The 17865-nt window shown below is 65.9% G+C and carries 27 protein-coding genes and 1 tRNA gene; 4 read left to right on the forward strand and 24 right to left on the reverse strand.

The window, feature by feature from the left end; genetic code table 11:
* Positions 1-73 precede the first annotated feature (73 nt).
* From HNP51_RS08295 to HNP51_RS08315, 5 genes are all read right to left on the reverse strand, one after another.
* Positions 74-808, reverse strand: a complete 735-nt coding sequence (locus HNP51_RS08295; protein WP_184268918.1) for a TlyA family RNA methyltransferase — start codon at positions 806-808, stop codon at positions 74-76.
* Positions 805-3537 carry a valine--tRNA ligase gene (locus HNP51_RS08300; protein WP_184268921.1) on the reverse strand — a complete coding sequence of 911 codons (2733 nt, stop codon included), beginning with the start codon at positions 3535-3537 and terminating at the stop codon, positions 805-807. The genes HNP51_RS08295 and HNP51_RS08300 overlap by 4 nt, the downstream gene beginning before the upstream one ends.
* A 131-nt stretch (positions 3538-3668) precedes the next feature.
* Positions 3669-4229 carry a DUF2497 domain-containing protein gene (locus HNP51_RS08305; RefSeq protein WP_184268923.1) on the reverse strand — a complete coding sequence of 187 codons (561 nt, stop codon included), beginning with the start codon at positions 4227-4229 and terminating at the stop codon, positions 3669-3671.
* A gap of 169 nt (positions 4230-4398) precedes the next feature.
* Positions 4399-5967 carry a TolC family outer membrane protein gene (locus tag HNP51_RS08310; protein WP_184268925.1) on the reverse strand — a complete coding sequence of 523 codons (1569 nt, stop codon included), beginning with the start codon at positions 5965-5967 and terminating at the stop codon, positions 4399-4401.
* A gap of 138 nt (positions 5968-6105) precedes the next feature.
* A complete protein-coding gene (locus HNP51_RS08315; protein WP_184268927.1) occupies positions 6106-6735 on the reverse strand; it encodes a protein-L-isoaspartate O-methyltransferase in 630 nt (209 codons plus the stop codon).
* Positions 6736-6867: 132 nt separating this feature from the next.
* On the opposite strand from HNP51_RS08315, the gene HNP51_RS08320 reads away from it, so the two are divergent.
* A tRNA-Cys gene (locus HNP51_RS08320) sits at positions 6868-6941 on the forward strand.
* Positions 6942-6973: 32 nt separating this feature from the next.
* Here HNP51_RS08320 and xerC read toward each other — a convergent pair.
* From xerC to HNP51_RS08410, 18 genes are all read right to left on the reverse strand, one after another.
* Entirely contained in the window at positions 6974-8047 is a 1074-nt protein-coding gene (xerC, locus tag HNP51_RS18840) for a tyrosine-type recombinase/integrase (protein ID WP_184268929.1), read from the reverse strand.
* Entirely contained in the window at positions 8044-8280 is a 237-nt protein-coding gene (locus HNP51_RS08330; RefSeq protein ID WP_184268931.1) for an AlpA family transcriptional regulator, read from the reverse strand. Before HNP51_RS08330 ends, xerC begins: the two co-directional genes overlap by 4 nt.
* Positions 8277-8696 carry a thermonuclease family protein gene (locus HNP51_RS08335; RefSeq protein ID WP_184268933.1) on the reverse strand — a complete coding sequence of 140 codons (420 nt, stop codon included), beginning with the start codon at positions 8694-8696 and terminating at the stop codon, positions 8277-8279. Before HNP51_RS08335 ends, HNP51_RS08330 begins: the two co-directional genes overlap by 4 nt.
* The gene (locus HNP51_RS18345; RefSeq protein ID WP_221415769.1) at positions 8693-9433 is read right to left on the reverse strand and encodes a MazG-like family protein; all 741 of its coding nucleotides are present in this window, start codon (positions 9431-9433) and stop codon (positions 8693-8695) included. Before HNP51_RS18345 ends, HNP51_RS08335 begins: the two co-directional genes overlap by 4 nt.
* Positions 9430-10281 (reverse strand): HNH endonuclease, encoded by an 852-nt coding sequence (locus tag HNP51_RS08345; protein ID WP_221415770.1) that lies wholly within the window; start codon positions 10279-10281, stop codon positions 9430-9432. The genes HNP51_RS18345 and HNP51_RS08345 overlap by 4 nt, the downstream gene beginning before the upstream one ends.
* Complete coding sequence (locus HNP51_RS08350; RefSeq protein ID WP_184268935.1) at positions 10278-10514, reverse strand: hypothetical protein; 237 nt, start codon at positions 10512-10514, stop codon at positions 10278-10280. Before HNP51_RS08350 ends, HNP51_RS08345 begins: the two co-directional genes overlap by 4 nt.
* On the reverse strand, positions 10511-10840 hold the full coding sequence (locus HNP51_RS08355; protein WP_184268937.1) for a hypothetical protein: 330 nt from the start codon (positions 10838-10840) through the stop codon (positions 10511-10513). The genes HNP51_RS08350 and HNP51_RS08355 overlap by 4 nt, the downstream gene beginning before the upstream one ends.
* Positions 10837-11421: a hypothetical protein gene (locus tag HNP51_RS08360; RefSeq protein WP_184268939.1), complete on the reverse strand. Its 585-nt coding sequence runs from the start codon at positions 11419-11421 to the stop codon at positions 10837-10839. The genes HNP51_RS08355 and HNP51_RS08360 overlap by 4 nt, the downstream gene beginning before the upstream one ends.
* Positions 11418-11801, reverse strand: a complete 384-nt coding sequence (locus HNP51_RS08365; RefSeq protein ID WP_184268941.1) for a hypothetical protein — start codon at positions 11799-11801, stop codon at positions 11418-11420. Before HNP51_RS08365 ends, HNP51_RS08360 begins: the two co-directional genes overlap by 4 nt.
* Positions 11802-11931: 130 nt before the next feature.
* Positions 11932-12324: a hypothetical protein gene (locus tag HNP51_RS08370; protein WP_184268942.1), complete on the reverse strand. Its 393-nt coding sequence runs from the start codon at positions 12322-12324 to the stop codon at positions 11932-11934.
* Positions 12321-12749, reverse strand: a complete 429-nt coding sequence (locus tag HNP51_RS08375) for a recombination protein NinB (RefSeq protein ID WP_184268944.1) — start codon at positions 12747-12749, stop codon at positions 12321-12323. Before HNP51_RS08375 ends, HNP51_RS08370 begins: the two co-directional genes overlap by 4 nt.
* Positions 12749-13489, reverse strand: a complete 741-nt coding sequence (locus HNP51_RS08380; protein WP_184268946.1) for a hypothetical protein — start codon at positions 13487-13489, stop codon at positions 12749-12751. Before HNP51_RS08380 ends, HNP51_RS08375 begins: the two co-directional genes overlap by 1 nt.
* A complete protein-coding gene (locus HNP51_RS08385) occupies positions 13486-13692 on the reverse strand; it encodes a hypothetical protein (RefSeq protein ID WP_184268948.1) in 207 nt (68 codons plus the stop codon). Before HNP51_RS08385 ends, HNP51_RS08380 begins: the two co-directional genes overlap by 4 nt.
* A complete protein-coding gene (locus HNP51_RS08390; protein ID WP_184268950.1) occupies positions 13692-14426 on the reverse strand; it encodes an ERF family protein in 735 nt (244 codons plus the stop codon). The genes HNP51_RS08385 and HNP51_RS08390 overlap by 1 nt, the downstream gene beginning before the upstream one ends.
* 86 nt (positions 14427-14512) lie before the next feature.
* The gene (locus HNP51_RS08395) at positions 14513-14740 is read right to left on the reverse strand and encodes a hypothetical protein (RefSeq protein WP_184268952.1); all 228 of its coding nucleotides are present in this window, start codon (positions 14738-14740) and stop codon (positions 14513-14515) included.
* Positions 14740-15015 (reverse strand): TetR/AcrR family transcriptional regulator, encoded by a 276-nt coding sequence (locus tag HNP51_RS08400; RefSeq protein WP_184268954.1) that lies wholly within the window; start codon positions 15013-15015, stop codon positions 14740-14742. Before HNP51_RS08400 ends, HNP51_RS08395 begins: the two co-directional genes overlap by 1 nt.
* Positions 15012-15206, reverse strand: coding sequence for a hypothetical protein (locus tag HNP51_RS08405; RefSeq protein ID WP_184268956.1), 195 nt, complete (start codon positions 15204-15206; stop codon positions 15012-15014). Before HNP51_RS08405 ends, HNP51_RS08400 begins: the two co-directional genes overlap by 4 nt.
* Entirely contained in the window at positions 15203-15511 is a 309-nt protein-coding gene (locus tag HNP51_RS08410; protein ID WP_184268958.1) for a hypothetical protein, read from the reverse strand. The genes HNP51_RS08405 and HNP51_RS08410 overlap by 4 nt, the downstream gene beginning before the upstream one ends.
* Positions 15512-15680: 169 nt before the next feature.
* Between HNP51_RS08410 and HNP51_RS08415 the strand changes: the two genes are divergently transcribed.
* Both HNP51_RS08415 and HNP51_RS08420 read left to right on the forward strand, forming a co-directional pair.
* Positions 15681-16748, forward strand: a complete 1068-nt coding sequence (locus HNP51_RS08415; protein WP_184268960.1) for a RelA/SpoT domain-containing protein — start codon at positions 15681-15683, stop codon at positions 16746-16748.
* Positions 16749-16855: 107 nt separating this feature from the next.
* Positions 16856-17203 (forward strand): hypothetical protein, encoded by a 348-nt coding sequence (locus HNP51_RS08420; protein WP_184268962.1) that lies wholly within the window; start codon positions 16856-16858, stop codon positions 17201-17203.
* A gap of 54 nt (positions 17204-17257) precedes the next feature.
* Here HNP51_RS08420 and HNP51_RS08425 read toward each other — a convergent pair whose 3' ends face one another.
* Complete coding sequence (locus HNP51_RS08425) at positions 17258-17458, reverse strand: hypothetical protein (RefSeq protein ID WP_184268964.1); 201 nt, start codon at positions 17456-17458, stop codon at positions 17258-17260.
* A gap of 197 nt (positions 17459-17655) precedes the next feature.
* Between HNP51_RS08425 and HNP51_RS08430 the strand changes: the two genes are divergently transcribed.
* Positions 17656-17826, forward strand: coding sequence for a hypothetical protein (locus HNP51_RS08430; protein WP_184268966.1), 171 nt, complete (start codon positions 17656-17658; stop codon positions 17824-17826).
* Positions 17827-17865 lie beyond the last annotated feature (39 nt).

A 17865-nucleotide genomic window follows, 5' to 3' on the forward strand; every position in this document is an offset into this window, starting at 1 on the left:
GTTTCAGCCCCCCTGTCGATCGACGACGTGAAGAGGGCCGCCGGTTATCCGGCGGCCCTCTATTATTTGGGGATCAGGTTCGCCGCGCCCACATCAGGAACTCGATATTGCCGTCACCGCCAGTGATGGGGCTTTCGGTCGTTTCACGAACGGTCCAGCCGACCAATTCCAGCCACGCCCGGACGCTGTCGACCGCCGCGGCATGAGCCTCGGGGTCCTTGACCACGCCCTTCTTGCCCGCGTCCTGAGGACCCGCTCCTTCGAACTGCGGCTTGACCAGGGTGATCAGGTCCGCGTCCGGCGTCGCCAGGTCCAGAGCCGTCAACAGCACCTTGGACAGGCCGATGAAGCTGACGTCGCAGACGATCAGCGACGGCGCTTCGGTAACGGTCGCAGTGGTCAGATCGCGCGCATCCGTCCGCTCCAGATTGACCACGCGCGGATCGGCGGCGACCTTCGGGTGCATCTGGCCGAAGCCGACATCCACCGCAAAGACCTGCGGCGCGCCCCGATCCAGGCAGACCTCGGTAAAGCCGCCGGTCGAGGCGCCGACATCCAGAACCGTCCGTCCCTCGACCGCGACCGGCCACAGGTCCAGCGCGTGTTCCAGCTTCAGCGCACCGCGTCCCACCCAGCGGTGGGCGGCGGCATAGCCGATCTCGACGTCGTCACTGACCGACTGCGAGGCCGACTTGGCGGGCGCGCCGTCCACGGTGACGCCGCCCGCCTCAATGGCCGCCTTGGCCTTGGACCGGCTTTCCGACAGGCCCCGCGTGACCAACAGTTGGTCCAGACGGACCTTCCTCATGCGCCGGCCATCGCATCCAGACGGGCCAGCGCCGCCTGCAGCTTGACCTTGCCCTCTTCGGCCTCGGCCAGCTTGGCGCGCTGCTCATCGACGACTTCCGGCGCGGCGCGCGACACGAAGTTGGGATTGCCCAGCTTCTTGTTCACGTGGCCGATGTCGCTCTCAAAGACGGCGATCTCCTTCTCCAGACGCGCGCGTTCGGCGGTCAGGTCGATGATCCCGGCCAGCGACAGCGCCGCCGTCGTGGAGCCCGAGACGAAGGTCACGGCCCCGGCGGGCGCGGCCTCGGCCGAGTTAACCTCGGACACGCGGCCCAGGGTCAGGATCAGGTCGCGGTGCCGCGCAATCCGCTCGGCGGTCACGGCGTCGGGCGCGACGAAGGCCAGCGGCGGCTTGGCCGACGGCGGCACGTTCATCTCGGCCCGCAGTGCGCGGATTTCACCGACCAGATCGACCAGCCAGCCGATCTCGGCCTCAGACGAGGCGTCAATAAAGGCGTCCGGCAGCACCGGCCATTCCGCGCCGATCAGCAGGCCGTCGCGGGCCGGGCCTTCCTTGCCCAGTTCAGCCCACAGTTCTTCGGTGATGTAGGGCATGACCGGGTGCAGCAGCTTCAGCGTCTGGTCGATGGTCCAGGCCGTCATAGCCCGCGTCTCGGCCTTGGCCGCTTCATCGGCGCCGTTGAACACCGGCTTGGCCAGTTCCAGATACCAGTCGCAGAAGACGTTCCAGACGAAGCGGTACAGGCCGCTGGCGGCGTCGTCGAAACGACCGCCCTCGATGGCTTCCGACACGGCGCGCTCGGCCTTGGTCAGCTCGCCGCGGATCCAGCGGTTGATGGTCTGCTCGACGGTCGCGGGATCAAAGCCCTCGACGCGCTTGGCCTCGTTCATCTGGCTGAAGCGGGCGGCGTTCCACAGCTTGGTGCCGAAATTGCGATAGCCTTCAATGCGCTGCTTCGACAACTTGATGTCGCGCGTGCCCGACAGGATGGCCATGGTGAAGCGCAGCGGGTCGGCGCCCAGCTCGTCGATGATGCCCAGGGGGTCGATGACGTTGCCCTTGGACTTCGACATCTTCTGGCCCTTCTCGTCGCGGACCAGACCATTGATGATAACGCGCTTGAACGGGACCTCGCCCATGAAGTGCTGGCCCATCATCATCATCCGGGCGACCCAGAAGAAGATGATGTCCGCCGCCGTCACCAGATCGCTGGTCGGATAGAAGCGCTGCAGATCCTCGGTCTTCTCGGGCCAGCCCATGGTCGAGAAGGGCCACAGGGCCGAGCTGAACCAGGTGTCCAGAACATCCTCGTCCTGCGTCAGGGCCTTGCCGCCCGCCTGGGCGATGGCCTCTTCCTCGGTTTCGGCGACGTAGATCTGGCCGTCAGCGTCATACCAGGCCGGAATGCGGTGGCCCCACCACAACTGACGCGAGATACACCAGGGCTCGATGTTGCGCAGCCATTCGAAATAGATCTTCTCGTAGCTCTTGGGCTCGAAGACCGTGTCGCCCTGCTCCACCGCCTTCAGCGCTGGTTGAGCGAGTGTATGAGCGTCAACGTACCACTGGTCCGTCAACCACGGCTCGATGACCACGCCCGAGCGGTCGCCGTGCGGGACCACGTGCCTGGTCTTTTCGATCTCGCGCAGCCAGTTCTCTTCCTCGGCGCGGGCGACGATGGCCTTGCGCGCGGCGAAGCGGTCCAGGCCGACCAGATCGGCGGGGATTTCCGGCACGTCCTCGTTGGTGATGCGCGCGAAGGCGTCCATCACGTTCAGCGCGGCCAGGCCGGCCCGCTTGCCGACGCCGAAGTCGTTGAAGTCGTGCGCCGGGGTGATCTTCACCGCGCCCGACCCCTTGGTCGGATCGGCGTAGTCGTCGGCGACGATGGGGATGCGACGGCCGGTGATCGGCAGGATGACTTCCTTACCGACCAGACCCGCGTACCGCTCGTCCTCGGGGTGAACCGCCACACCGGTGTCGCCCAGCATGGTCTCGGGACGCGTGGTGGCCACGACGATGAAGCCGCGCGTCTCGAACTCCGTGGCCTTGCCGTCCTCGTCGAAGGCGACCGGGTGCTCATAGGTCACGCCATCAGCCAGCGGATAGGCGAAGTGCCAGTAGTGGCCGTCCTGCTCGCGCTGCTCGACTTCCAGATCGGAAATGGCGGTCTGGAAATGCGGATCCCAGTTCACCAGACGCTTGTCGCGATAGATCAGACCGTCCTGATGCAGCTTGACGAAGACCTTGCGGACGGCGGCGTTCAGCCCCTCGTCCAGGGTGAAGCGTTCGCGCGACCAGTCGCACGACGCGCCCAGGCGGCGCAGCTGGCGCACGATGGTGCCGCCCGATTCCGCCTTCCACTCCCAGACCTTCTCGATAAAGGCGTCGCGGCCCATGTCGCGGCGTCCCGGCGCACCCGCAGCCGCCAGCTGACGCTCGACCACCATCTGCGTCGCGATGCCGGCGTGGTCCGTGCCGGGCAGCCACAGCACGGCCTTGCCCTTCATCCGGTGATAGCGGGCCAGGATGTCCTGCAGCGTATTGTTCAGCGCGTGGCCGATGTGCAGCGAGCCCGTCACGTTCGGCGGCGGGATGACGATCGAATAGGCGTCGGCCGCGCCATCCGTGGCCTTGGCGTCGCGCGGCTTGAACAGGCCGCTCTCTTCCCACTGGGCATAAAGACGCGGTTCGGCGGCCTGGGGTTCGAAAGTCTTCTCGAGCATGGGTCTTCTCTTTAGGTCCCTACCGCTCCGCACGCGGTGCGTCGCTGCATGAGGGGTGGGTTTCTTCAAAAGCAAAAGGGCGGCCCCGCCGGAGCCGCCCTCAATGACTTAGTGTCTGGTGAAGCGAAGGGCTAGCCGGCGTTGCGGGCGATGCGTTCTACTTCCTTGCGTACCTGGGCCTCGACGATGCCCGGCAGGTTGGCGTCCAGCCACTCCTTCAGCATCGGGCGCAGCATGGCCTGGACCATGGCCTCGACCGTATTGCCGCTGACGAAGGGCATATCCTGCGGCGCGGCGACCGGGGCTTCCGGCTTCTGGAAGGTGGCGGCCAGACCGGCGAAGGCCGAGGCGGCGCTCGCGGCGGCGCTTTCGCCGACCAGGGAATCGTAAACGGGTGCTGCAACCGGCTCGGCGGCGGCTGGGAACGGGGCCACGTCGGCGACCTCCAGATCGCCGATCGATTCCGCCGCGGGCGCCTCATAGCGCTCAGTCAGTTCCAGAACTTCTTCTTCGACCAGCGCAGGCGCTTCGGCCGCAGCCGGGAAGATGGGTTCCGGCTCGGGCGCGATCTCAACGACCGGCTCCGGCGCAGCGGCGGCGGTTTCCGCCGGGGCGTCGTCTTCAGAGATGATCCGGCGAATCGACGCCAGAATCTCTTCCATCGTCGGTTCTTGGGCGGTCTGGTCGGTCATGGCAGAACCTTGGGCGAGCGGGGCTTAACCTTGGGGACCGCCGACAGGCGCCGAATGGCGCGCGACGGTCAGGGGCTGGACAAGCAGACTCGCCCTCCCCCTGTCCTGTCGTCGCACCAACGACCGTCGGAATCAACGGACGTTTTTCGCCTGTCAGGCTAATCCGGTCTTAGTTGCCGGGCGCCGTGCGGACGATTTCGCTCTTCAGCTGGGCGTCGATCGGGGCGTCCTCGACGTCGGCTGCGGGCTGGATCGAAGGCGATGCCACGCGATCCAGCGCCTCGACCACGCCGTCCCACGGCAGACCGCCACGATTGCGCACGGACGAATAGTTGGCCTCGGCGTCATAGGCGGCGATCGTCGGGTCCAGGTTCGGCCCGCCCAGACGCCCCATGGCGGCCAGCAGCTGAGCCTGGGCCACGTACTGATTGCGCCGGGCGCTGGCCAGCGTCACCTGAGCCGAGCGCAGCTCCAGCTCCTGGTTCAGCACATCCAGGGTGGTGCGCAGGCCCACCTGAGCTTCCTGACGCACGCCCTCGGCGGCGACCGATGCCGCGCGAACGGCCTGCTCGCCAGCTTGCAGCGTGGATTTCGCGGCGACAGTCTGGGCATAGGCCGAGCTGACGCTCTGCAACACGCCGCGACGCTCGCCCTCGACGCCGATCTGGGCGGCGTTGGCGCGCTCAAGCGCCTGGGCCACCCGCGAACGGTTCAGCCCGCCGGTGAACAGCGGCACCGACACCGTCGCGCCGGCGGTGAAGTTGGTGCGGTCGGTCAGGTCGAAGCCCGACAGGTCGTTCGCCGTGCCGCCATAGGAGGCCTGCAATCGCGCCGACGGAAGATATTCTGCGCGAGCGGCGGCTACGTTGGCTTCAGCCGCCTGAAGAGCGTAGGCGGCGGCCCGCACGCCCGGATTCTCAACCAGAGCCACGTCCAGAGCCGCATCGAAGTCGCTGGGCAGACCCGGCAGGACCGGCAGGGTTTCCATATTGGCGGGCGCCTGGCCCACCACGGCGGCATAGGCCGCGCGCGACACCGACAGTTGCGCCTGGGCGTTGGCCAGATCGGCGTCAGACTGGGCCAGACGCGCTTCGGACTGGGCCACGTCGGTGCGCGTGATCTCGCCCACTTCGAAGCGGGCGTTGGATTCGTCCAGTTGGCGACGCAGGACGGTGATGTTCTCCTGACGGATGCGCAGGATCTCCATGTCCCGCACCACGTCGGCATAGGCCTGAATAACCGAGGCCATCACCTGCTGCTCGACTTCGCGCAGGTTTTCACGACCCGCCCGGACATTGGCCTCGGCGGCGTCGATCCCGCGCGCCGTGCGGCCGGCGGTCCAGATATTCTGCGACAGGCTGATGCTGGCGGTGGCGCCGTCGCTTTCCGTCGTGCCGCCAGTCGTTCCGCCGGGCAGCACGCCGAAAGCGTCCGGGATGCTGTCGCCGTTGGTGTCGATCGGAATCGACTGTCCTGCGGTCGTCACGCGATCGGCGCGGGTGCGGCTGTAGTCGACGCCTGCCGAGGCGCTAATGGTCGGGCGCAGCCCCGAACGGGCCTGAACGATGGTCTCGTCCAGCGCCCGCTGGTTGGCGCGCTGGGCCAGCAGCGTCGGATTGGTGCGATAGGCCAGGCCGATCGCATCCTGCAGGGTCTCCGCCCACGCGGGCGCCGCACCGGCTCCCATGACGAGAGTGACGAGAGCGACCGAAGCGAGCGCGCGCGAGCGTTTCAACATGAACCTGTTCCTGCCTGACACCCCCGACGAGGGCGCCTGTGGTGCCTTGAACGGCGTAGTTGGAGGCAAGCCTCGCTTTACGCCAGTTAAGATTTTTTCACGCTGACGACGTTGAACTCCGTCGCCCTGCCCGCAAACCTACAAAGCGAAGGCGGGGGTACGAATCAGTTCAGCCAGAACCGGCGGCATCGCATCGAAAAGTTCTCGCCGCGAAACGCCGTCCCGACCGCGTACATATAGCACAGCCTTGCCCACAGGACCCGCACGCTCGACCACGGCCAGGCGACCGCCCGGACGCAACGTCGCCAGCCAGGATTCGGGACGCTCCGGCACAGCCGCTTCGCTGACGATCAGGTCGTAGCCTTCGCCCTGCGGCTCGCTCAGCGGGGCCACCACGGTCGAAACGCCCTCATCGGCCAGGGCCGCGCCCGCAACCTCGAACACCGCCGCGTCCGACTCCTGGGCCGTGACCGTCAGACCCATGCGCGCCAGAACGGCGGCGGCGTAGGGCCCGGCCATGACCAGCGCTGTTTCGCCTGAACGGGCGTCCACGGCCTGCAGCAGCTTGGCCAGATCGCGCGGCAGCATCAGCTGACGGTCGCCCGTGATTTCGGGTTCGATGTCGGCATAGGCGGCGAAGGCGCGCTCAGCGGCGCAGAATCGCTCGCGCTCGACAGCGCCCATGGCGGCTTGCAGGTCACGGTCCGTGACGTCGTTCACGCGGACCTGTGAGTCCACCATGACCTTGCGCGCAGCGGCGAAATCCATGTTCCGAGGTCCTTAAGTTCAACTAAAGCGAAGAAATCTGCGGCGCTTATAGGTCCGTGCGTTGCAGCCGACAATCCGATCTGATAGCTGACGCCCCTCGCGATGGTTCGGGTTTCGATTTCGAGACTCAATGGCCTGATGGCGGAGTGGTGACGCAGAGGACTGCAAATCCTTGCACCCGGGTTCGATTCCCGGTCAGGCCTCCATCGCGAGAATATCCCTAAAATAAAACAACCCCTTAGGGGGCCGATTGTCTAACCGTTTCGGGTTCGGTTAGACACGCTTGTTCCCCGTCCGTGCTGGTCTTCACCCGTTCCATAGCCGCCCCAGCAAGCGCCTTCTGGGCTGCGGCGCGGGTATATCGCTCCACCTCCTTCAGCGTCTTGTGTCCAGTGATGGCGGCGATTTGGTGCGAAGTGCAGCCCGCTTCGGCCAGGCGCCGTGCCGCTGACTTCCTCAGGCCATGGGCCGTCCTGCCCTTCTCAAGGCCCGCCGCGATCGCCGAATCGGTGAACCAGTTGCCGAAGCCGCGAGCCGTGTAGGGGTCGCCGTGCTGGGTGGCGATGAAGATCAGCTGACCGCTGTGGAAGGCCTTGATTGATTCGCTCAGCCGCGGATGGATCGGGATCTCGAGCGGCTGACCGGTCTTTTCCTGCCGAACGACGACATGGCCGTCCAAAATATGCTGTCGGCCCATCTGGCGGACATCGCCTGACCGCTGCGCCGTATAGAGCAGCAGGTCGAAAGCCAGCCGCTCGCGGGTGCCCAGCGGCCATTTCGCCTCATAGGTCGCGATCTCGGCCTCGGACCAGGTGTGATGCCCCTCGGTCTTGTTCTTGACCGGGCGGACGCCAATCGTCGGATCCGCCTTCACCATGTCTCGCTCGAGGGCGAAGCGCATCAGGGCGCGGAAGACCTTCAGGAAGGTGTTCGCCGCAGCGGGACGATCAGCGCGGTTGTCGACCCACTTCCTCACATGCGCGGGCGCGATCTTGGCGACAGGCAGGGCACCGGCCGTGTCGCGGAACCGGTCGATGATGTTGCGGTAGGTCTTCTGCGTGACCGGCGCCAATAGCTTGAAGTCGGCCGAGGTGTAATAGGCCACGGCCACAGCGCTGAGGCTTCCGGGGATCGTGCGCTTCTCACCCACCGAGACCTTCTTCGCGCCCTCGGCTGCCGCGTACCAGGTCCACCACGCCTCAGAGCCGAACAACTCCCGGCTCTGGCTCTGTGGAAGGCCGGGCCGCCGATACCGCCAGCGCAGGACGCCGTGTCGGTCCCGATAGGCCGAGACGTACTTCGGCTTCTTCACGCAACCTGATCCCAGGGGTTGTCTTCCTCGATGTGGGGAAGGTTGGTGAAGGCGGCATCAAGCTCCAGGCGGTCCCAGACCTTGCGGCGGTCGATCGGCCGCGGCGGCGGCATCCGGCCATCAGCGACCATCTCGTCGAACTTGCTGACGCTGATGCCGATGTATGCCGCGCCCTCGACGCGGGACAGGCCGCGCGGCGGGCAGCTCATTGGCAGGACGTTGCGGTTGGTCATTGCCAGATACCCCTTCCCTGCTCCCGTGCCTGACGCTCTTCGCGCCGATAGGGGTCGCCAAAGTTGGTTTCCGAGATGGCCAGGCCTTCGCGGACGAGGATGGAGCCCAGGTCGCGCCCGTTGACCGTGCAGACCGCCACGTTCCGCCGATAGCGGTCCGTGTCTGTGATGGTGCAGCGGGCGCCGCTGGCGGCGAGTTGGACAGCCCGAGCCTTCGCACGGTCCGCGGTGGACCGGGCGGCCGGCGAGCAGGCCCAGACATCGGGCCGCTGGCGGCACCGCGTGAACGGCGCGACCTCCCCGGCGTCGATCCCGGCAAGGCGGACGCGGTGGCGCGTGCCGTCGTCGGTGACGCAGCGGCCGCTGTCGCCGTCGCTCATCAGGAGGGTGGCGCAGATCAGGACGATGGGGCTCATGCCTCACCCCCATCGGTCGGCGCCGCCAAACGCGTCTGAAGCCCGACCTTCTCGCTGGTCGCGTTGAACTTCCGCGCCACTGCAGCTTCCAGATCGATGCCGTAGTGCATGGCGATCAGGTCGGCGCAGATCAGGACGTCTGCGAGCTCGTCAGCCAGTTCGCCGACCGTCGCGCGCGATCCCAAGATGTCCAGCCGCTCCCGCTCCAGCTTCTTGATGACATTGCACGCCTCTCCGACTTCGCCCGCCAGCTCGTTGCCCCGATAAGCGGCGGTGATCTGGTTGTCCTGGTCCCACTCGTTCTGGCGGGCGAGGTTGGCGGATCGAAGCGTCGGATGCGTGGTCATGCCGTCGTGCATAGCAAAGGCTGTCGCCTCCCGCGCTGGGGCTTCCGGGGATAGGGCGGCGAGAGCGATTTTCGCCCATCGTTCCTGTTGGGAGGCGGGCATCTCGCCCCACGTCCACATGAGGGACGTACCATTCGCTCCGCTGGTCGCAGCCCATGCTGTGAAGGCGCGCTCTCCTGCGGACAGCACCTCCCCACCCGCCAGAGATGACGGGGCGGGGGCGGATCTCAGAAACTCGGTGATGACGGCGCGTGCAAACCGCTCTTGACCGGACACGAAAGCCGGATCGAAGTCGTGCAGCGAGCACAGGTTGAAGGCTATCTGCTCCATCGCGCGGTCCGGCACGACGACGCTCTGGGGGGATGGGGTGTGTTCAGCGGCGCGGGTCATGCTGCGTCCTTCCGCTGGCGCCGCAGTTCGCGGGCGCGGTGATCGATCTTGGCGATGGTGAGAAGCGCGGGCTTCAGTTCGTCGGGCGCCGTGTCGTAGGCCATGATCCGCGTGGCCCTGCCGCCGTTGAGGCGAGGCAGCACGCCGCGAGAGATGGCGGTCCAGTTGGCGGGATCGGTGTTCGTCTTGTCGCCATCCAGGCACTTCAGGCAGAAGCCCTCAGGGACCGGCCCGTTCAGCGCCTCCCAGAGGTGAACGTGCTTGTGGACGTAGCGCCGGCCATAGCCGGTGTGCGGGTTCGTCTCGGCGACACTGATCTCGACATAGCCGTCGACGTTCAGCCGCTCATGGCCCAGGTGCTTGGTATTGTGCGGCTCCTGGCCCCGCTTGAACTGCGTCTTTCGAGCGTTCGGGTGCCGCCCGCCGACGCCCTCGGGGCAGCGCTGGCCCTTGTTCGGCGGGGTCTGCCCCTTGGCGAACTGGCCGGTCCTGCCCGTCTTCCAGCCCATCCGCTTACGCAGGGCGTGGAGGTTAGCAGGGCGCACGTCTTCGCGCGGGAAAGCGGCGATGAAGGCGCCGTGATAGTCCGAGATCGGCAGAAGGCGGTTGGCCTCAAGCCACGCCATCTCCGGCGCGCTGAACTTCCGGTGACGCCCCTTGTAGCGGTCGCCCTCTCGCCCGGTCTTCCAGCCCTTGCGCTTCCGAAGGCCGTGCAGGTTCATGGCCGAGATGTCAGGGCGCGAAAACGCCGCCTGGAACGCCCGGTGAAAGTCGCTGATGACCATCGTCCGGTTGGCTTCCAACCAAGCCATCTCGGCGGCGCTGTAGATGATCCTGGCGCCCCTCATCGTGGGGCCTCGATCATCGTCAGTTTGTCGTGGAAACGCTCGCCGTGTTCAGCGATCAGTTCGACGGCGCGAAGGTTGAGGTTCTGAGCGCTGACGATCTGAGCCGCCACGCCGATGATGGCCTTGGAGCGGTTGACCTCCTTGTCAATCTGGTCGGCGGTCAGGTCTTCCTCGCCTAGCCGCTCCAGTTGAGCGAACAGGTGGTTGTTCAAGTCTGAGAGCTTGTTCTTCATGCTGCTGCTCCGAAGAGGTCGCGTTGTTCGGGGATGAGGGTGTCGAGCCATGCGATGTGCGCGGCCATTTCGCGGGTGCGCTTGGCCCAGCGGACGCGGGCACAGGCGATAGCGGCGCTCAGGGCTTCGTCACGGCTGGCGGCGCCAGGCTCGCCTTCGCGGAAGCCGATCCCGCCAAATGAGCCCCACATGTCGCCGGTGCGCTGCTGATGGCTCAGAGCGAAGAACCAGCGCCCGCCGTGCTGACCGAGGGCGATGACGGCGATCTCCCCCACCTTGTCGCGCAGGGCCAGCCGTTCAGATTGCTCGACGCGGATGTAAGTCACCCCTCGTCTCCGTCCCGGCGGTGGATGGGTTCGGCGTTGCGGGTCTCGCCTGCCGTAGCCTTGGCGATGGCTGCGTCGCATTTCGCGCGGGCAAGCTGGAGCGAGACGGCGTCTTCTGGCTCGCCGTCCCAATCGACGTAGTGCTGGTGGAGCGCGTCGCGGGCTTCGCGCAGAGCCTCCAGCAGATCAGGCGCGTCAGCGGTCAGACCGAGCGTTTCGGGGTGCGCCTTGGCGTCAGCAAGGCCGCGATCATAGCCCGCTTGCTCAACGGCTACCATTTGCTCGCGATGGCGCGAGTTCTGCGCGTAGTAGGCTTGGGCCGCCTCGGTGCTTTCGTTGTGGATCGCGAACCACGCATCGCCCGCATCCTTCTCCGCCCGGCGCAACGCCTCGACCAGACCCACCTCGCTGCCCTTGATCTGGCAGGCCGGAGCGGCGTCCTCATCCGCTCCGAAATGAGCGGCGGCGCAGCGGCGATCCGTGAAGGTCTCGTCGCAATGGAAGCACCTCCAGCCCGCCCCGCCAGCGACAGAACCGCCGGGGGTCACGCTCTTTGCGCCGGAGTGAGGAACGGAGGTCATGCTGCCACCCGATGGCGCGCAGCCCATTCGCGCTCAGCAGCAGCGAACTCGCGAGGAAGGATGACGGTGCGATGGGCGGCCTTGAGCTTGGCGCTCCGGCGCTTCGCCACGACCCAGTCAGGTCCGCACCGCTCGGACACGAAGTCCTCCAGCGGCTTCGGATAAGGTGCGAGACGGAAAGTCTGGCCAAGGCCGGGGAACAGCCCGTCTTCCTCGGGGGCGATCACGCCGTCTTCAAGCATCTTCTGGCAGAGATCGGCGCGAGCCATGCGCCCGTCTTCAAAGGCCCAGGTGACGCCCTTGGCGGCGTCGGCATCCATGGTCTTGATCAGACGGGCGCCGTCAAACAGGCGGCTTTCGATTTGAACAGTACTGCTCACAGGATCTTCCTTCCGACTGGCTTGTGGGTGAAGCAGAAAAGGGACTTGCTGCCCTGCACGCGGACGACGCCGGGAGCGGTGCAGCCGGGCTCAGAGCACGGCAGCGGCCGCTTCTGGGGCTGACCACCCATCAGGCTTTCCCCTCTTGAGAGCGGCGGACAACTGAGCCGTCGAACTTCTTGGTCATGGTCTTGTCGAAGCCGGGGCTCGGGATGGGCTTGCGAGGGCGGCGAGTGCCGTTCAGGCGCGCCTCGATGCGCTTCACCTTGGCGATGGCCGGGGTGTCCTTCTGGTCGGTCTTCTTCCGGGCGCAGGGCTTGCGGAACAGGTGCCGGTTGGACAGGTCGTTGGTGCCGCCGAGCGCCAGGGCGACGCGGTGTTCATCGATGACGCCCTCAGTCATGGGCTGGAGCTTCTCTCCGCAGCCGCAGGCGCAGATGCCTTTTTGCTCCAGCATGAGGTGGAGGCTTTCGCGGCGGGACAGCGGCTTGCGCTTCTCGATGACGACGCGTTCGCGGGTCATGCGGCCACCCGTTCGGGCTCGGCGTCGAAGTGCTTGATCGTCAGGCCCTGCTCTGCAGTCCAATGCAGGATCAGCTCAAGCAGGTCCGAGAACTGCGCCTTACTCAGGTGCGACGACCGATGGCCGAGCGGGAAGATGCGCTCACCGTCCAGGCTGGCGCAGTAGTCAACCTCGTGGCCCAGAGCGTCCATGAAGACGGACTTCCAGAGGTCGGCGGTCATTTTCCGTCCGTTGTGGAGCGGGCGCTGCTTCGTGATCTGGCCGAGCAATGACCAGAGCGCGGCGTTCTGTTCGTCGGTGCGCTTCGGCTCCCGGATTTCGAGAAGGAAGGGCTTACCGGGCGTCCAGAGGGACAAGGCCTTATCCACCCACAGATGGGCGTCGCGGCGGGCGCCGGGCGTCAAGCGGAGCAGGTTGCGCGACATCAGTAACGCTCCTCGCGGAAGGTCACGCCCTTGGCGGCGCGGCGGTTCTGGCGCGCGTCGTCGTCGGCCAGCTTCTGGATCAGGTCAGCAAAGGCCGGACGGCTCTCGGTCCAGTAGTGGCGGACAGCAGCGTCCAGATCGGTGACTTCGGCCAGCACGCGGGTGCGCAAGCCTTGGGCCCGACCGCCACCATGAGCGTGAGCCCTGGCGTTGTCCGCGATCTTGGCGGCGCGTTGAGCGTCCTCGGCGGCTTTGATCTTCGCGTCGACAGCCTCACGCTGCTCCAGGTCGGCGGCGTTGGATTTTCGTGCAGCTTCGGCGGCGGCCTGAGCAGCAGCCTCAGCTTCGGCACGAGCCGCGCTGCGCGCCGCCTCCAGTTCGGCTTCCCGGGCGACCAGGAAGGGGCGCTTGGCGGCGTTCAGCGCATCGATCGCTAGCGGCACCTTGCCCTTGACCGTCTTGTTCGACAGCGGGGCGAGGTAGACGTTGTAGCGGTCCTGGATTTCCTTGACGGCTTCGTCGAGCGGCTTCTTCTCCGCCACGCGCTCGGCCTCCATGGCCTTGGCGCCAGCGTTCAGATCATCGATCAGCCGGGCGATCTCATCGACCTGCGCCTGGGTAGCGGCTGGTTCGCCGTCGGCCCAGTTACGGGCCTCGACCAGAAGGTCGTCGAGGTTGATGCGGTGCGCGTCGAATGGCGTCGGCGGCTCGTTCTTGAGGTGGATGACTTCGGCGGTCATGCGCGGAACCCCTCGCCGGCTTCCTCGGCTTCGGCGCGCTGGACATCGCGCGCGGCGATCTCTGCCGCCATGGCGTCGATTTCTTTCTGGCGCAGGCCGTCGCGCTGTTCGCGAACCAGCTTGGCGTGAGCGGAGCACAGGTGCGGATACGCCATGGAGGAGATCTCAACGTCCTGGCCCTTGGAGTTGACGTAGAAGGTCATCAGGCGGCCTCGTCCTGCTTGTCGAAGGGGGTGTCGCCGGGGAAGTCGTTGGCGGTCTTCTGGTCGGCGGACGTGTCCGCTGGCTTGTCGACGGCGAAGCGCTTGGCTTCGGTCTGCATGACCTTCACGACGTGGGCGTAATCGCCGTCGTTCAGGCTCTGGCGCAGGCCTTCCTTTTGGCTGTTCCAGAAGTGCTTGAACTCGTCGCCGGTCTTGGCGTTGCGGAGTTGGTCGGCCGCAAACTGAGCCGCTGCGCTCGGCCCGGTGTCGGCTTGGCGGCCCCGAACTTCATGCGTGGTCGCGTCGGCGTCGTTGTCGCCCTCGGTCGGGATGCAGAAAGCCTGCATGGCGGCGTATTTGAACGCGGCGCTCATCGCCTTGTTCGTGGATTTGTCGGCGCTATCCATCGCTTCGCCGTAGGTGGTGACGACGTGCGACGACCCATCCTCGGCGGCAACCAGCGTGAACTCGACCTGGACGGTCGTGTAGAATATCGCGCCGCCCTTGGCCGTGGTGCGCTCCACGCATTCACGGCTTACGACGCGAGGCAGAATGATCAGGCCGCGCTTGGCCAGAATGGGCGCGAGCGCGTTGTAGACGTCGTCGATCCCACGGAAGTTGTAGCCCTGCTGGGTGTTCCGCTTGTCCTTGCCGATGCCCTCCACAGCCATGTCAGCCATGACAGAGGCGATGGCGCGGTAGATGGCAGGCCCGGTAGTTGTGACTGCGGTCATGATGCTCTCGGATTGTCCCGCGCCCTCCCCCGCGCCGTTATTGGCGACGCGAGGGCTCTGGGCTGCGGAGGAAGGGGTTGCGTCGGTCACAGGACCACCTGCGAGCGATGGTCGATGCGGAAGGTCAGAGCCTCACCGCACAGGCGCAGCGAGCGAGCGCGCTTCCAGGCCATCTGAGCCGCCTCGACGGAGGTCCATGCGGCGTGGCGTTCGCGACGCTGTTCGCCCTGACGATCCAGCCACGACAGCGTCGCGGTGTGCTTGATCAGGGACTGAGCGTGCGCCGGGCGCCGGAACGGGACGACCGATCCCATCACGCGGCCTCAGCCAGGACGGGTCGGGGCGCAGCCGCGCGAAGGGCTGCACGCACCGCTGCGCTGTCGATCGGAGGCTCGTACCCCATGGCCTCACGCCAGAGGCCTTCCTTGCCCTCGAAGTTGGCGAAGATGGCGCCGGTAGACATACCGGCTGCAGTGGCGATGACCCGTATGGTGCCGTCTTCGTAGGAGCCGGGCTCAGCCCAGACCTTCTGAGCGGCGGCGATGATGCGGGCGCGAGTCTGCGCCTTAGCCAGTTGGCGGCGGTTCACTTGGCAGTCTCCCGGAAAATCTTGTTGAGCATCAGATCGGCGCGCGCCTGCGCGGCGCGGGCCAGCAGCTTGGCGGCCATCGCCTGCTCAGGAGCGTCGTGTTCGGAGAGGGCTTCAAAGCTGCCAGCGTCATCCACGAGGGCGACGCGGTAGAGCTTGTTGAAGCCCGGGCAGATGATGACTTCCATCATGCCGCCACCGTCGTGAACATGGCGGCCTTGCAGATCAGCAGGTCGCGTTTCCAGAGGTCGGCGGCGCGCTGGGTGTCGTCCCGGCGCTGCGTCCAAGCGATCAGGCCCTCGCCCTTGGCGACATCGACGATCTTCTGGCAATCGGCGATCGCCGAGCCGTTCTCGAGCGACAGGAGCAGGTAAAGTTCGTGGCGCAGATCGTGGGCATCATCGCCATTGATCGGGCCGAGGACGTTCAGCGCCTGAGCGGCGGAACCGTGGGCCAGCGCGACTTCGCGGGCTTGGCTCTTGGGGTCTTGGGACATCGGGTGGTCTCCCTTGGTGTTGGGAGGACTGTGCACGTTATGCACTTTCATCGTCAAGGGGAAATGTGCGCGTTATGCACTTTTGTGCTACACCACCTTCATGACCCAGCCGAACACTGGACTCACTGAGATGGCTTTGAATAGGGTTGCCCCTTGCCTGGGGGACGACATGGCCTGGACGGCGCCGCCTTTACGCGCAGACGTCATCACGGCGGGGGATGTACTGCGTGCCAGCATTCCAACCGACCGGATCGACGAGGCCGCCGCTCACTTCAGGACCGCGCACGACTGGCGCGCCTCGCACTTACTTCCGCTTCACAGCCTGCGCCTGAGCCTGCATCAGCAAGCTAGGGCTGTGGCCTCGGAGGCCGTGGTCGCGGGCCGTATTAAGCGCATGGCGTCGATCCGCAAGAAACTACAGCGGTCGCGGATTAACCTGTGGGACGTTCAGGACATCGCCGGGGTCCGGGCCGTTATGCCTGACATGCCCGCTGTTGAAGCCGTCATAGGGCGGTTTCAGGAAGGGCGCTCACGGCACAAGGTCGCCAAGATCGACGACCACATCGGATCGCCCAAGGCCTCAGGCTACCGGAGCGCCCACCTGATGATGCGCTATCAAGGTGATGACGAGGCTTTCAGAAACCGAGCAGTCGAAATCCAAATTCGCACCCAGTTGCAGCATGCCTGGGCCACTGCGCTCGAAGCCGTGGGGTTCATGCGCGGCGAAGACATGAAGGCGGGCGTCGGCTGCGCTGATTGGCTCCGGTTCTTTGTTCTCATGTCTGCGGAAATCGCGACACATGAAGGCCTACCGATCCCGTCAGGTGCCCCGGACGACGCCAAGGCGCGCCTTGAAGAAGTCGCGGACCTTGAGGAGCGCGTAGAGGCGATCAAAACCCTGGAGAGCTATCGGAGTGCGATAAACCATCTGCACCAGGGCGCGCGCTCATACAGCGGACGATACGTCATCACCCTTGATCGGTCGGCCATGAGGGTCACCGTCAAGCCTCTCAACAACCTGGACACAATCCTGCTGGGCATCACAGCGGCCGAAGGCGCGAGTTCCGACTCGGTCGTGGTCGAGGCTGACAGCGTCCAAGGACTGATCGCCGCCTATCCCAACTACTTCATGGATGTCGGCAGTTTTGTCGATCAGATACGCAGGGCGCTCGGACGCGCGTCGGTGGGCAAGCCATACCTCACATGGCTGCGCTATTGGAAATGGCGACCAGCTTAACCTGCACCGACCAGGGCGACACCTGGACCCAGATAGATCCGCTGGCTGCTGACGGACGAGACGAAGAGGCGGCCTGACAACACGCCAGTCGGTGATATGGTCGAGCCATGGAAGCGCTGACCGTAAAGTCCCTCGCCGCCGCCCCGACCGTGGATGAAAGCCACGGCCTGTTCAGGTTCGAGACTAAGGAGGCTGGCCGGATCGCCCTCGCCATACCCCGCGAGAAGCTGCCCGGTCTCGCTGGCCTGGCAATCGCCTACTCGACCAAGCAAACGCCGGGGACCACAGAGGAGCGTAACGTGACCGCGCTCGAAATCGACGGCTTCGACCTATTGGCAGATGACGCCGGCGGCGTGGTCCTCTCGTTCCTCATCGAAGGCGTCTCGCATCAGATGCCGTTCCACCTCACGCGCGAGGCGGTGGAGGCGTTGAAGCAGCAACTAGCACTAGCCTGACAGCAAAAACCCCGCCCTTTCGGACGGGGTTCGATGTGCTCAATGAGCTGGGCTTCAGCTTCCTGTGCCGAAGCCACCAGGACCGCCTGCCCCGGCAGCGCCTTCGCCGCCCGATGCTGGCGCCGGATCTTCCTGACCTGGCTGACGCTGAGCCTGCTCCCGAAGGTGTTCCCGCTGCTGGGGGTTCTCGTCCGGCTGCGGCGTCGTGGTTTCCAGATCCTGTTCGCGATCCGGGTTCGGTTGAACGTCGGTCATGTCGCATCTCCCTGCTGGTTACGGGAGATGAAGCAGCTGCGGAAACGGGCGTTCCTACGGCTGAGCTACACGATAATGTTGAACAACTTTAGGGAACTGCGAGGTCATCCAAGCCCTCAGACGGGCCGTATCGGCGACAGGCTCAGGACTTGCCCTGGAGCCAGTGCCCGACCGCAGTAGCCGAGTTCCGCTTCACAATGACCCGTCCCTCCCGAGTATCGGAGCTTCGCCAGCTTCAGCGCAATGCCGAGAACATGGCCAGGCTTTCACCCTTCAAGGCAGATCGCGAGCGGTTCGGCCGGATCGCCGACGAGTATCGGGAAGAGGCGGACACGCTGGAGCGGGAAAGCAAAAACCCCGCCCGGTGAGGGGCGGGGCGGGGCGGGGCGGGGCGGGGCGGAGCCAAT

Source organism: Brevundimonas bullata (assembly GCF_014207965.1).
Lineage (GTDB): Bacteria > Pseudomonadota > Alphaproteobacteria > Caulobacterales > Caulobacteraceae > Brevundimonas > Brevundimonas bullata_A.